Genomic DNA, 13,045 nt, shown 5'->3' with positions numbered 1-13,045 from the left:
ACCTCAGGACTTCACCGCAGCAGACGCGGCAGGTTGTGAGGCCTTGACCCCGGAAGCCGCGCCCGCAGGTGCGGATGCACCGCTGGCCGCCGTGGAGACTTCGCCAGGGCGCTTCAGGCTGACGCGCATGGAGAAATCAAACAGCCGCTTGCTGTCTCGCCCGTCTTTCCCTGGCGTGGCAGCCTTGATTTCCACCAGTTCAGGGTGCTCCAGCCATTTCGAGCGCGAATTGGTGTTGCGCAGGAACTCCGACACCCGTTCGTTGGTCTGCGCCAGACCGGCCACCGTCACGCTCTGGCCATTCTGGTGAATGGACGTCAGGTAGATGCCTTCAGGCGTCTGGGCCACCAGCTCATTGAGCAGGTAAACAGGCATGTTGCGGTCGGTCTGCAGGTCTTCCACAGCACGCTGGCGCGCTTTCAGCGAATCGATTTCCGCCTTCAGCGCGGACACGTCCTTGATCTCGTCGTCCAGCTTGTGGATGGCAGAGGTCAGGATCTCGTTGCGGGATTGTTGCGTGGCCATCATGCGCAGTTGCACGGCGTACCAGAGCGCCACGATCACGGCGCCCGCCACAACAGACAGGCCCAGCCCGACAAAGAAAGCCTGCTTGCGCAGCTTCCGCTTTTCCTCGCGATGAGGCAACAGGTTGATCAAAATCATGCGAGGAACCTCCGCATGGCCAGGCCACATGCGGTGAGGTAAGCGGGCGCTTCACGCCGCAGCTTGCTTTCACGCACCGCCGAACCCAATTTCATGCCCTCGAAGGGGTTGACGACCATGGAAGCAAACCCGGTCAACTCCGTCACCCGGTCTTTCAGGCCAGGCAAGGTTGCCGTGCCACCGGCCAGCATCACGTAGTGCACCTTGTGATGCGGTGTGCTGGTGAAGAAGTACTGCAGTGCACGGCCGATTTCCTGAGAGAGGCTGTCAACGAAGGGCCCCAGGATCGTGCTCTGGAAGTCCTCGGGCAGATCGCCCGACAGCTTCTTCTGCTCGGCCTCTTCAAAAGAGAACCCGTATTGGCGCGAAATCAGCTGCGAAAGCTGGGCGCCACCGAAAGCCTGATCGCGGTCATACAGCAACTCGTCATCACGCAGCACCTTGAGGCTGGTGTTCTCGGCACCGATCTCGAACAGCGCCACCAGCGCATCCTTGCCTTCACCCGGCAAGGCGGCGATGAGGCGCTGCATGGCCAGACGCGAGGCATAAGACTCGATGTCCAGAATGGCAGGTTTCAGGCCGGCGGCTTCAGCCAGGCCTTGGCGATCCTGGACACGGTCCTTGCGGGACGCGGCAATCAGCACTTCGACATCACCCGCCGAGGTCGGGCTCGGGCCCACCACGCAGAAATCCAGGCTGACCTCGTCCAGGGAGAAGGGAATGTACTGGTTGGCCTCGGCCTCCACCTGCATTTCCATTTCTTCCTCACGCAAGCCTGCGGGCAGCATGATCTTCTTGGTGATCACCGCAGATTGAGGCATGGCCATGGCCGCGTGCTTGGTGCGCGTGCCACTCTTGTTGACCACCTTGCGGACCGCTTCGGCCACTTCGTCGAACTTTTCGATCTGCCCATCCGCAATCCAGCCCTTCTCAAAGGGCTCGGAGGCAAACCGATCCAGGATGTATTCGCCAGATGCACTCTGGCTCAGCTCGACCAGCTTCACGCTCGATGAACTGATGTCCAGTCCGATCATTGGCGGATGCTTGCGGCCCAAGAGCGTGTCAAGAAAGCTCACACCGTCCCCCATGCGCCAAGGCTGGCGCTGGAAAGTTAATAAACCGCTTGAATGCTATCAGTAAAGTTTTTGTGTATGAAACGGGAGAAAGCAGGATAAATCCCAACCTCGTTGCGAGATGCACACGCCTTACAAGCGGTTGCAAAACCAACAAATCGCAATCAAACGGTTAGCTGAGGCTGGTGTACGAGAGGTGGCGCAGGGGTTTCTATAATCGCCAAACCTTCTTCCGCGTGCCCTCATGAGCGATACCAACACCAGCGACAAGCAACCTCGATCGGGCCGCGCGGCCCCCTCTCGCGCCCAGGCCTGGTGGGTCCAGTGGCTGATCAAGCCGATTGCCGTGCTGGCCGGTCTGGGGCTGGCAGGCGTGCTCAGCGGCGTTTTGATTGCCGGCATCGGCCTGGCGGTGGCCTACCCCAATCTGCCCGAAGTGCGTGGTTTGGCCGACTATCAACCCAAAATACCTTTGAGAGTTTTCTCGGCCGATCAGGTTTTGATTGGGGAATTTGGCGAAGAAAAACGCAATTTCCTGCCCATTTCAGAAATTCCCCGTGTCATGCGGGATGCGGTTCTGGCGATTGAGGATGCCCGTTTTTACAAACACGGCGGCGTTGATTACGTGGGCGTCCTGCGCGCCGGCCTGGCCAACTTCGGCGAAGCTCGCAGCCAGGGCGCATCCACCATCACCATGCAGGTCGCTCGCAATTTCTACCTGCCAACGGAAAAGACGTTCACCCGCAAGATCTACGAGATGCTGCTGGCGCTGAAGATCGAAAGCCTGTTGAGCAAGGATCAGATTCTGGAGCTCTACATGAACCAGATCTACCTGGGCCAGCGAGCCTACGGTTTTGCGGCCGCCTGCGACACGTATTTCGGCAAACCCATCAAGGACATCACCGTGGCCGAGGCCGCCATGCTCGCCGGCCTGCCCAAGGCCCCCTCCGCCTACAACCCGATCCGCAACCCCAAGCGCGCCACCATCCGCCAGCAATACATCATTGACCGGATGTTCGAGAACGGCTTCATCACCAGCAAGCAGCGCGATGACGCCAAAGCAGAGGTGCTGCATTACCGGACCAAGGCCCCCATCCCCATCCACGCGGAATATGCGGCCGAAGCAGCCCGACTGCTGATGCATGAGCAATACGGCGCCGAGGCCTACACACGGGGCCTGAACGTCTACACATCCATCAACATGACAGAGCAGACCGCAGCCTACAAGGCGCTGCGCAAGGGCCTGCTGGACTTCGATCGCCGCCAGCCATGGCGCGGCCCTGAGGCCTACATCGACCTGCCAGCCGACCCCAAACAGATGGATGTACGGATTGCAGAAGCGCTGGAAGAACACCCCGACAGCGAAGACATCCGTGCGGCGGTCGTGCTGCAGGCCGAGCCTCGCAAGCTGGTTGTGGCCCTGCAATCCGGCGAGCAGGTCACGATCACCCAGGATGGCCTGAAGGCCGTGGGCAACGCCCTGACGGACAAGGCCAACCCCAAGCAGCAGATCAGGCGAGGCGCCATTGTCCGCATCAACCAGGACAAGCAAGGCATGTGGTACGTGCAGCAGTTGCCGGAGGTCGAGGGCGCATTGGTCTCCATGGACCCTCGCACCGGGCTGATTCACGCCATGGTGGGCGGCTTTGACTTCGGCCGCAACAAGTTCAACCACGTCACCCAGGCCTGGCGCCAACCGGGCTCCAGCTTCAAGCCCTTCATTTATTCGGCCGCGCTGGAAAAGGGGTTCACGCCCGCCACCGTTGTCGACGATGCACCGTTGTTCTTCGATGCAGGCACCACGGGCGGGCAAGCCTGGGAGCCGAAAAACTATGACGGCAAATTCGAAGGCCCGATGACCTTGCGAAGAGGCCTGGCGAAATCCAAGAACATGATCTCGATCCGCGTGTTGCGCTCCATCGGTGCCAAGTATGCACAGGACTGGATCACGCGCTTTGGCTTTGAGGCAGACAAGCACCCCGCCTACCTGACGATGGCGCTGGGTGCCGGCTCGGTCACGCCTCTGCAGATGGCCGACGCCTACGCGGTGTTCGCCAACGGGGGCTACCGCGTGAACCCGCTGCTGGTGCTCAAGGTGACCGACAACCGCGGGCACCTGCTGGCGCAATATCGCCCCAGCCCGCTCAACGAAAGCATGCGCGCCATTGATGCACGCAATGCCTTCATCATGAGCAGCCTGCTCCAGGAGGTCACCCGCTCTGGCACGGCGGCCAAGGCACAGGCCATGCTCAAGCGCCCTGACCTGTACGGCAAGACCGGGACCACCAATGATTCGATGGACGCCTGGTTTGCGGGCTACACGATGCACAACGTGGCGATAGTGTGGATCGGGCACGACCAGCCGCGCAAGCTCGGCGACAGGGAAACCGGTGGCGGGCTGTCACTACCCGTCTGGATCGACTTCATGAGCACCGCCCTGCGCAACGCCCCCATCGAGGAACCCGCCGCGCCGGAGGGTGTGGTCAACGTGGGTGGCGAGTGGTTCTATGAGGAATACACATCGGGCACCGGCGTCAGGGAACTGGGCCCGGACAGCACGGACACCCCTGCTGGCGGCGCCCCGGCCCCCAGCTCCGATGAAGAGAAAAAGGGCATCCTCAACATGTTTGGGGGCAAGCCAGAGTAAGCCCCAGCTCAACGCCCGCTCAGAATGCCAGCCCCGGCTTGCCGCCTTGCTCGCTGGCACAGCTGGACAGCAAGGCGAAGAACTCCTCGCCACTGCGCGTATCCTGCCACTGGCCCGCGCTGTTGAGCTTGAAGTGAAAACCGCCGCGACGGGCGGCCAGCCACAGTTCATGCAAGGGTGGCTGCGCATTGACGATCAACTGGCTGCGATTGGGCAGCGTCAGCGTCAGCATGCCGCCAGAGCGTGCCGTGTCGATGTCGATGACGTCGTCCTCCAGCCATTTGTCCACCGCACGCTCAATGCGCGCCAGCGCGGCCTGGATGGCGGCGTCGTACTGCGCATCGGTCAAGCCCGAAGGGGTGTCAAGGATGGACATGGTGACTTCCTTAGAATGAGAACATGATTCAAGATCCCCAAATTCTAGGCAGTACCGCCAAGACCGCGCGACTTGCTGGGCCTTGCACCCCGACAATGGGCCCGAATTCGTTGCGCAAGGCCCTCGCCCGGGGCGTGGCTGGCGCCGCCGTCTGCGCCTTTTTGACCGCTTGCGGCCAGAAGGGCCCGCTCTACCTGCCCGCCCCGACCCAAGCCGCCTCAACCCCTTCACCCAGCCTTTCAAAATGACCTTGCCCGGCTCTCCCTATCTGGCCTACAAAGGGGCCGACCTGTACATGGACGACATCTCCCTGCGGGACCTGGTTCGTCAGCATGGCAGCCCGTTGTATGTGTACTCGCGCAAGGCCATGCTGGCTGCACTCGCGCCCTATCAACGCGCCCTGAAGGGGCGCCAGCACCTGGTGTGTTATGCCGTCAAGGCCAACTCCAACCTGGCCGTGCTGCAGACGTTTGCACAGGCGGGCTGCGGTTTTGACATCGTCTCAGCAGGCGAACTGGCGCGCGTGCTGGCCGCCGGTGGTGACGCCGGCAAGGTGGTGTTCTCCGGCGTGGGCAAGACACGCGCCGAAATGAAGCTGGCCATTGAAACCGGCGTGCGCTGTTTCAACGTCGAGAGCACGGCCGAACTCGAAGTGCTGTCTGAAGTGGCGGCGGGCCTGGGTCAGCGCGCGCGCGTCAGTTTGCGCGTCAACCCCGATGTCGATGCGGGCACCCACCCCTATATCTCGACGGGCTTGAAGGGCAACAAGTTCGGCGTCGCCCACGAACTGGCCGTGAATACCTACAAGCGCGCAGCCGCCCTGCCCGGCATCGAGGTGGTGGGCATTGATTGCCACATTGGTTCGCAGATCACCGAGGTGTCACCGTACCTGGATGCGCTGGACCGCGTGCTGGACCTGGTCGAGGCCATCGAAGCCGGCGGCGTGCGGATCCACCATCTGGACCTGGGCGGTGGACTGGGCATCACCTACACAGACGAAACGCCACCCGGCGCAGACGAGTTGATCGCGCAATTGCTGGCCAAGATCGACGCACGTGGCCATGGGCACCGAGAACTGGTGTTCGAGCCTGGCCGCTCGCTGGTGGGCAATGCCGGCGTGCTGCTGACCGAGGTGATGTACCTCAAGCCCGGCGAGAAGAAGAACTTCTGCATCGTGGATGCGGCCATGAACGACCTGATGCGCCCCGCGCTGTATGAAGCCTACATGGGCATCGTCAACACACAACAACGTGACGACGCTGCGCAGACCTGGGACGTGGTGGGCCCGGTTTGCGAATCGGGCGACTGGTTGGGTCGCGACCGCCAGCTGAGCGTGCAAGCCGGCGATGTGCTGGCGGTGCTGTCAGCGGGGGCCTATGGCATGACCATGGCCAGCAACTACAACACGCGTGGCCGTGCTGCCGAGTTGATGGTGGATGGGGATCAGGTGTGGGTGGTGCGTGAACGTGAGGCCGTGGCCGATTTGTTCAAGCTGGAGAAGCTGTTGCCTGCCTGATGAGGGCTCGGGGCCGATTTGCTCGGGCCGCCAAACAAAAAAAACCGCCCGAAGGCGGTTTTTTGTTGTTTGCGTACCAATCGATCAGAATTGGTGGCGGATACCGATGGCCACCACGCGGGTTGTGGCGTCGATGTTGGCGCCACCAGCCGAGAAGAACGGCGTCTCAAGCGAACCGAAGCCCGTCAGCAAAGGCAGCGGACCACCAGCGACAGTCAAACCAGCGCCAGTCGATGCCAATTGACCTCGATCATCCTTGGCGTAACCTGCGCGCAGGTACACCTTGGTGCGCTTGGAGAAGTTGTAATCCCCAATCAGCATCAAGGAGGTGTCCTTACCCTTGGTGAAGTTGGCGAACTTCGAATAGGCGTACTCTGCGCCCACCGCATACTGACCAATCGGGTGCTTCACACCCAATGCAATCGTGTTGATCTTGGGGCCGACAGCATCACCTGGATCGTTCTTGAACTCCCCGCGGTGCAGAATCGCAGCCAGCTGGGTACCAGCACCAGGCATCGTGTACTTGGTGCCCAGCGAATAGCCCAAAAAGTTGCGCAGATTGGCAATGACTGTCCCGGTACCACCAACTACGAGTTGGGCGTTACCAAAGCGGTTGGCATGAACCGAACCGTTGACCATCAAGGCAGGGTCCACCATGTAGTTCAGGTACAACCCGGCAGACTGCCCACGATTTTGCGTGTTCGCAGCTTCGGTGCCAGCCGTTGCCCCGCCCACAATCTGGCCGTTGGTGGTACCAAATGGCGAGCCAGTCCGGTTCGAGCTGACCTTCTGATCGACACCAGCGTTCGGCGAATAGGACAATGCGCCTGTCAGGTCACCCGCCTTCAGCCAGTAGCTGATCTGATTGTCTTGACGAACCTGCAGGTTGTTGACGATCAGACCGGAGCCCATGATGTCGGCCCCGCCCAGCGCCTCAACCGTCGCAGTGGCAAAGGAATAGAACATCGGGGCGTACTGACGACCCAGACGAACTTCACCATACGGCGTGGTCAAGCTGACAAAAGCTTGACGACCCCACATGCGGCTGTCCTGACCACTTTGTGCACCAGTATCCACCTGGAACTGACCTTCGAGCACAAAACCGCCCTTGTAGCCACCACCGATGTCTTCCGTCCCTTTGAAGCCAAGCGCGTTCACGGAGGAGATGCTGGAGGTCAGGCGCGTGACCGTGGACTTGTCAGCATAAGCAGCGTTGTAGCCTGCTGCCAACGCTGCCCCGTTGGTGCCCCCCACCAAAATAGGCAGGGTCTGGAACAACGTACCGTTGATGTCACCCTGACCCTTGTGGACGCTATCCACAGCCACGTCGAGGTTACCGTAGATGGTCAGGCTAGATTGAGCGAAAGCGGCACCAACGCCGAAAGTGGCCAGAGCAACCGCGACGGCTTTGGTCAGGACGGTTTTTTGCATCTTGAATCTCCTTGATTACCCCTTGAATCGGGGGTGCAGGGAATTGTTGCTGAAACCGATTCAAAGGTCTGCAAGGTTTCTGCTATGTGTCGCCTATTGACGACAACCAATTTGGCAATCCAGAAACGAAAAAGGGGCCGAAGCCCCTTTTGGAATCACAAGATCTGATCGAGATCAGAAGGTGTGACGGAGACCAACGGCGATACCGTGGGTGGTCTTGTCAGCGCTGGTGGTCAGAGCAGAGTCCACGCTCTTGTTCGTAGCGGTGTCGTTGTTCACGTTGGTGAACATGGCGTACACGGAAGTGCGCTTCGACAGGTCGTAGATGCCCTTGACGGTCACGATTTGCACGTTGTCATCACCGGCTTGGTCACCCTGCACGTTACGAGCGGTCGACAGGCCAGCCACCAGCGTGAACTGAGGAGCGACCGGCACGGCAACCTTGGCACCCAACACGGTCAGGCGACGGGTGTCGGCAGCCGTAGCGCCAACCACACCGTACGGATGCGTTTCAGAGTCGTAATAACCGGTGACCTTGGCAGCGCCGAAGTCATAAGCAGCGTACACCAGCGTGGCATTGGCCTTCTGGTTGCCGTCGGTGGAGACGCCGTTGTCGTCCTTGATGTTCTCGTAGCCCAGGCCCGCCGACAGGGGGCCTGCAACGTACTTCACACCCAGGCCGTAGGCCTTGCCGACATTGCTGCCAGCGGCTTCAGCGCCACCGGCCGTGGATGTACCGTTGGCCGTGGTGTACTGCAGCGAGGCAGTCAGGCCGGGCACCAGCGTGGGCAGGAAGTAGGTGATGGCATTGTCAACGCGACGGTACGAGTTACCAGCGCGGGTGCCCACGATCTTCAGATCGTCGTAAGGCTGAGCGCTCAGGACGTTGCCAGCGATGTCACCGATAGGCGAATCGATGCGGCCCAGACGCAGGTCACCAAAGCCACCAGCCAGACCAACCCAAGCAGCGCGATCCCAGAAGCGGCCGGTAGCGGATGCACCGGTGTCAGCCTTGAGGCTGGCTTCCAGGTTGAAGTTGGCCTTCATGCCGCTACCCAGGTCTTCAGAGCCCTTCAGGCCGAAACGCGAGGAGGACAGGTTGTCAGACGACACGCGGGTCACGGTCTTGTCAGCCTTGACGCTTTCCAGCGAGGCGTCGACCACGCCGTACAGGGTCACGGAAGATTGAGCGAAAGAGGCAGAAGATGCGGCGATGGCAGCCAGAGCCAGCAGAGTCTTTTTCATTGACTTCTCCAAAGTTGAACCAGAGGCTTCAGCGGCTTGTTGTGTTGGCACGGATGTAAACAACTCGTGCTGCCTGACGACCCGGAAGTCGTTTGGCTCCCGCTGAAACTAGATGGCATTGCAGCAGACTTTTTCAGTTTTCGTGGTGACAGGGTTGTCATAAACCCCAATCCAAAAGGATTAACGTTGCCATCACGCAACAACGCCCAGGGCGGGATAATCGCCGCATGAGCATCCAGACCGACGACTTCAGCCCTCCTCGCCGAAGCAAAAGCAGCCCCGCAGCCTCGCCGTTCGAAGCGCCTGCACGCATGGTCGAGCCCTCCGTGAGCTCGCCCAATGAGGACGCCATCGAGCGGGCCTTGCGCCCCAAGGACCTGGATGAGTACGTCGGGCAGGCCAAGGCGCGCGAACAGCTCGAGATCTTCATCGGTGCGGCGCGCAAACGTGGTGAGGCGCTGGATCACGTGCTGCTTTTCGGGCCACCCGGCCTGGGCAAAACGACGCTAAGTCACATCATCGCCACGGAACTTGGCGTCAACTTGCGCCAAACCTCCGGGCCTGTGCTGGAAAAGCCCAAGGACCTGGCCGCCATCCTGACCAATCTGGAACGGCACGACGTGCTGTTCATCGATGAAATCCACCGCCTCAGCCCCGTCGTGGAAGAAATCCTCTATCCGGCGCTGGAGGACTATCAGATCGACATCATGATCGGCGAGGGGCCCGCCGCGCGCTCGATCAAGCTGGATCTGCAGCCCTTCACGCTGGTGGGTGCCACCACACGCGCCGGCATGCTGACCAACCCTTTGCGCGACCGGTTCGGCATCGTGGCGCGGCTGGAGTTCTATTCGGCCGAGGAGTTACAGCGCATCGTGACGCGCTCTGCCGGCTTGCTGGGCGCCCCCATTGATCCAGAGGGCGCCATGGAGGTGGCCCGGCGCTCACGCGGCACACCGCGCATTGCCAACCGGCTGCTGCGGCGGGTGCGGGACTATGCCGAGGTCAAGGGCGATGGCCGCATCACGCGCGTGATGGCCGACAAGGCCCTGGCCATGCTGGATGTGGACCCGCTGGGCTTCGATGTGATGGACCGCAAGCTGCTGGAGGCCATCCTGCATCGCTTTGATGGCGGCCCGGTCGGGCTGGACAACCTGGCGGCCGCCATTGGCGAAGAACGCGAGACCATCGAGGATGTGATCGAGCCTTACCTGATCCAGCAAGGCTTTCTGCAGCGCACACCGCGTGGGCGCATTGCCACGGCGTCCGCGTTCAAGCACCTGGGCTTGCAGGCACCGCAAGGCGGAGATCTGCTGGACTGAGAGGCCTCAGCGACAAGGACTCAACGACGGCGGAGCAGGTGGATGTATTCGTCGCGGCCGGCCACTTGCTGGGCCTGCTGGTCGACCAGGTCATTGCCGGTCTGGCGGGCAAAGGCCTGGAAGTCGCGCACGGAGCCGGGGTCGGTGGCCAGCACCTTGAGCACCTCGCCACTGTGCATGTCCGACAAGGCCTTCTTGGCCTTGAGGATGGGCAAGGGGCAAGTCAGGCCGCGGGCGTCGAGTTCTTTGTGGATGTCCATGGCAAGGTCCGATCTCAGGCTGGGAAGACGCCTGTCGACAGATAACGATCACCTCGATCGCAAACGATGAAGACGATCGTGGCGTTGCTGAGATTCTGCGCCAGTTGCAGCGCGGCCCAGCAGGCCCCCGCGGCGGAGATGCCACAGAACAGACCTTCTTCACGGGCGAGGCGACGCGCCATCTCCTCGGCATCGGTCTGTTTGACATAGATGAATTCGTCGACCCGGCTGGGTTCGTAGATCTTGGGCAGGTAGGCCTCGGGCCACTTGCGGATGCCGGGGATGCGCGAGCCCTCCTGAGGCTGGGCGCCGACGATGCGCACCTCCCGGTTCTGTTCTTTCAGAAAGCGTGAGACGCCGGTGATCGTGCCGGTGGTGCCCATGGCACTCACGAAATGCGTGATGCGGCCTTGCGTGTCCGCCCAGATTTCGGGGCCGGTGGTGTCGTAGTGCACGGCCGGGTTGTCAGGGTTGGCGAACTGGTCGAGCACCACGCCCTTGCCGTCGCGCACCATCTGGTCAGCCAGGTCGCGCGCGTATTCCATGCCGCCGCTCTTGGGCGTGAGGATGAGTTCCGCACCGAAGGCCTTCATGGTTTGTGCCCGCTCGATGCTGAGGTCCTCCGGCATGATGAGGACCATGCGGTAGCCCCGAATGGCTGCGGCCATGGCCAGGGCGATGCCGGTGTTGCCGGACGTGGCCTCGATGAGCGTGTCACCAGGCTTGATCTCGCCGCGCGCTTCGGCCCTGCGGATCATGTTGATGGCGGGCCGATCCTTGACGGAGCCGGCGGGGTTGTTGCCTTCGAGCTTGGCCAGGATGACGTTGCCGCGGGCATCGTTGCCTGCCCCGGGGACGCGCTGGAGTCGAACGAGCGGGGTCTTGCCGATGGCGTCTTCGAGCGTGGGGTAGTTCATGGCCGGTATTGTCGCAGGCAGACAAAGACCAAATGCGGCCTGTGTGCATTGCGCGCGCTGCGCTGTTTCAGGCTGGGGGCCTGGAGGCGGAGGGCCCAGGCCGGAAGGCGCAACACCAGGGAAGGTGTTGGGTGGTGCCCCGGGCCGGACTCGAACCGGCACTCCTTGCGGAACCGGATTTTGAATCCGGCGCGTCTACCAATTTCACCACCAGGGCGTCCAGTGTGAAGACCAAAAGCATAGCACATGCTTTTGTGGTCCTGTCACAAACTCCAGGCAATGGTGGATGGCCGCTGCGGCAGGCTCAGCGTGGCCACTGTTGGGGGCGTGCGTGCGATGACCTGACCGCGCCGAACCACGGCCAGGCGGGTGGCACGCAGGCGGATGGCCTCGACCGGGTCGCGTGCTTGCAGGAGCACGAAGTCGGCATGGCAACCGACCTCCAGGCCGTAGCCTTCCAGCCCGAGGATGCGTGCAGGCGTGCTGGTGACCGCCTCGAAGCACTGGCGCATGGCCGCCTGGCCCGTCATCTGGGCCACGTGCAAGCCCATGTGGGCCACTTCCAGCATGTCGCCACTGCCCAGGCTGTACCAGGGGTCCATGACGCAGTCGTGCCCGAAGGCCACGTCGATGCCGGCGGCCAGCATCTCGGGCACGCGGGTCATGCCACGTCGTTTGGGATAGGTGTCGTGACGGCCCTGCAGGGTGATGTTGATCAGCGGGTTGGCGATGGCGGCCACACCCGCCTCCTTGATCAGGGGCAGCAGCTTGCTGACGTAGTAGTTGTCCATGCTGTGCATGGAGGTCAGGTGCGAGCCGGCGACGCGCCCATGCAGGCCCAGGCGATGGGCCTGGCTGGCCAGGGTCTCGATGTGGCGGGACAGCGGGTCATCAGACTCGTCGCAATGCATGTCGACGCGCAGCCCCCGCTCGGCGGCCAGTTCGCACAGGATGCGCACCGACTCGGCGCCATCGGCCATGGTGCGCTCGAAATGCGGGATGCCACCGACCACGTCCACGCCCATGTCGAGTGCGCGCTGGAGTTGAGCCAGGGCGCCCGGGCTGCGCAGCACGCCGTCTTGCGGGAAGGCGACCAGTTGCAGGTCCAGGTAGGGCTTGACCTGTTGCTTGACATGCAACAAGGCTTCGACCGCGAGCAAGCGTGGGTCGCACACATCCACATGCGAGCGAATCGCCAGCAGGCCTTTGGCCACTGCCCAGTCGCAATAGCGCAGCGCGCGCTCGATGATCGCGTCCTGGGTCAGGTGGGGTTTGAGCTCCCCCCACAAGGCGATGCCTTCCAGCAGGGTGCCGGATTGGTTGACACGAGGCTGGCCGTAGCTCAGCGTCGAGTCCATGTGGAAGTGGGCGTCCACAAAGGGCGGGCTGACGAGGTGCCCGGCGGCGTCGATCTCTTGCGCGGCATGGCCCGCGATGGCCGGGTGCAGCGCGGTGATGCGCCCCTTGTTGATACCGATGTCCTGATGGACGCGACCATCGGGCAAGGTGCAATGTCGAACGATGAGATCAAACAAGGCAGGCTCCTGGCAGCAACGCGCATGCGCGACTGCCCGCAGACTAGCAGGGATCAGACCCGA

General features: G+C 62.0%; 12 protein-coding genes and 1 tRNA gene. 4 read left to right on the top strand and 9 right to left on the bottom strand.

What is annotated here, in order from left to right; translation table 11 throughout:
• Nucleotides 1-3: 3 nt before the first annotated feature.
• Together JY96_RS17115 and JY96_RS17110 are read right to left on the bottom strand one after the other, a co-directional pair.
• Complete coding sequence (locus JY96_RS17115) at nt 4-663, bottom strand: PilN domain-containing protein (protein WP_035039339.1); 660 nt, start codon at nt 661-663, stop codon at nt 4-6.
• Nucleotides 660-1,697 (bottom strand): pilus assembly protein PilM, encoded by a 1,038-nt coding sequence (locus JY96_RS17110; protein ID WP_369796168.1) that lies wholly within the window; start codon nt 1,695-1,697, stop codon nt 660-662. Before JY96_RS17110 ends, JY96_RS17115 begins: the two co-directional genes overlap by 4 nt.
• A gap of 283 nt (nt 1,698-1,980) precedes the next feature.
• Here JY96_RS17110 and JY96_RS17105 point away from each other — a divergent pair, with 283 nt between their 5' ends.
• Nucleotides 1,981-4,383 (top strand): penicillin-binding protein 1A, encoded by a 2,403-nt coding sequence (locus JY96_RS17105; protein WP_081961357.1) that lies wholly within the window; start codon nt 1,981-1,983, stop codon nt 4,381-4,383.
• Between the two features lie 19 nt (nt 4,384-4,402).
• Here JY96_RS17105 and cyaY read toward each other — a convergent pair whose 3' ends face one another.
• Nucleotides 4,403-4,759, bottom strand: a complete 357-nt coding sequence (gene cyaY, locus JY96_RS17100) for an iron donor protein CyaY (RefSeq protein WP_235333964.1) — start codon at nt 4,757-4,759, stop codon at nt 4,403-4,405.
• 23 nt (nt 4,760-4,782) lie between these two features.
• Between cyaY and JY96_RS22950 the strand changes: the two genes are divergently transcribed.
• A complete protein-coding gene (locus JY96_RS22950) occupies nt 4,783-5,007 on the top strand; it encodes a lipoprotein (protein ID WP_081961356.1) in 225 nt (74 codons plus the stop codon).
• The gene (gene lysA, locus JY96_RS17095; RefSeq protein WP_035039337.1) at nt 5,004-6,275 is read left to right on the top strand and encodes a diaminopimelate decarboxylase; all 1,272 of its coding nucleotides are present in this window, start codon (nt 5,004-5,006) and stop codon (nt 6,273-6,275) included. Before JY96_RS22950 ends, lysA begins: the two co-directional genes overlap by 4 nt.
• 84 nt (nt 6,276-6,359) lie before the next feature.
• Here the strand turns inward: lysA and JY96_RS17090 are convergent, their stop codons facing one another.
• Nucleotides 6,360-7,706: a porin gene (locus JY96_RS17090; protein ID WP_035039333.1), complete on the bottom strand. Its 1,347-nt coding sequence runs from the start codon at nt 7,704-7,706 to the stop codon at nt 6,360-6,362.
• A gap of 174 nt (nt 7,707-7,880) precedes the next feature.
• Nucleotides 7,881-8,951: a porin gene (locus tag JY96_RS17085; RefSeq protein WP_035039331.1), complete on the bottom strand. Its 1,071-nt coding sequence runs from the start codon at nt 8,949-8,951 to the stop codon at nt 7,881-7,883.
• Nucleotides 8,952-9,178: 227 nt separating this feature from the next.
• On the opposite strand from JY96_RS17085, the gene ruvB reads away from it, so the two are divergent.
• Nucleotides 9,179-10,270, top strand: a complete 1,092-nt coding sequence (ruvB, locus tag JY96_RS17080) for a Holliday junction branch migration DNA helicase RuvB (RefSeq protein ID WP_035039330.1) — start codon at nt 9,179-9,181, stop codon at nt 10,268-10,270.
• A 20-nt stretch (nt 10,271-10,290) separates the two neighbouring features.
• Here the strand turns inward: ruvB and JY96_RS17075 are convergent, their stop codons facing one another.
• The 4 genes from JY96_RS17075 to JY96_RS17060 all read right to left on the bottom strand — a co-directional run bounded on the left by JY96_RS17075 (nt 10,291) and on the right by JY96_RS17060 (nt 12,982).
• Nucleotides 10,291-10,530 (bottom strand): sulfurtransferase TusA family protein, encoded by a 240-nt coding sequence (locus JY96_RS17075; RefSeq protein ID WP_035039327.1) that lies wholly within the window; start codon nt 10,528-10,530, stop codon nt 10,291-10,293.
• A gap of 14 nt (nt 10,531-10,544) precedes the next feature.
• Entirely contained in the window at nt 10,545-11,447 is a 903-nt protein-coding gene (gene cysM / locus JY96_RS17070) for a cysteine synthase CysM (RefSeq protein ID WP_035039324.1), read from the bottom strand.
• A gap of 132 nt (nt 11,448-11,579) precedes the next feature.
• Nucleotides 11,580-11,664, bottom strand: a tRNA-Leu gene (locus tag JY96_RS17065).
• A 46-nt stretch (nt 11,665-11,710) separates the two neighbouring features.
• Entirely contained in the window at nt 11,711-12,982 is a 1,272-nt protein-coding gene (locus JY96_RS17060) for an amidohydrolase family protein (RefSeq protein WP_035039322.1), read from the bottom strand.
• Nucleotides 12,983-13,045 lie beyond the last annotated feature (63 nt).

The organism is Aquabacterium sp. NJ1 (assembly GCF_000768065.1).
GTDB lineage: Bacteria > Pseudomonadota > Gammaproteobacteria > Burkholderiales > Burkholderiaceae_C > Aquabacterium.
This window is presented reverse-complemented; position numbering and strand designations above follow the sequence as displayed.

Bases quoted from the DNA above. Each gene is read 5' to 3' on its own strand.
- cysM (WP_035039324.1), bottom strand. From the start codon at position 11,447: ATGAACTACCCCACGCTCGAAGACGCCATCGGCAAGACCCCGCTCGTT.
- JY96_RS17090 (WP_035039333.1), bottom strand. From the start codon at position 7,706: ATGCAAAAAACCGTCCTGACCAAAGCCGTCGCGGTTGCTCTGGCCACT.
- JY96_RS17085 (WP_035039331.1), bottom strand. From the start codon at position 8,951: ATGAAAAAGACTCTGCTGGCTCTGGCTGCCATCGCCGCATCTTCTGCC.
- JY96_RS17115 (WP_035039339.1), bottom strand. From the start codon at position 663: ATGATTTTGATCAACCTGTTGCCTCATCGCGAGGAAAAGCGGAAGCTG.
- JY96_RS22950 (WP_081961356.1), top strand. From the start codon at position 4,783: ATGATTCAAGATCCCCAAATTCTAGGCAGTACCGCCAAGACCGCGCGA.
- JY96_RS17110 (WP_369796168.1), bottom strand. From the start codon at position 1,697: ATGATCGGACTGGACATCAGTTCATCGAGCGTGAAGCTGGTCGAGCTG.
- JY96_RS17105 (WP_081961357.1), top strand. From the start codon at position 1,981: ATGAGCGATACCAACACCAGCGACAAGCAACCTCGATCGGGCCGCGCG.
- ruvB (WP_035039330.1), top strand. From the start codon at position 9,179: ATGAGCATCCAGACCGACGACTTCAGCCCTCCTCGCCGAAGCAAAAGC.
- cyaY (WP_235333964.1), bottom strand. From the start codon at position 4,759: ATGTCCATCCTTGACACCCCTTCGGGCTTGACCGATGCGCAGTACGAC.
- lysA (WP_035039337.1), top strand. From the start codon at position 5,004: ATGACCTTGCCCGGCTCTCCCTATCTGGCCTACAAAGGGGCCGACCTG.
- JY96_RS17075 (WP_035039327.1), bottom strand. From the start codon at position 10,530: ATGGACATCCACAAAGAACTCGACGCCCGCGGCCTGACTTGCCCCTTG.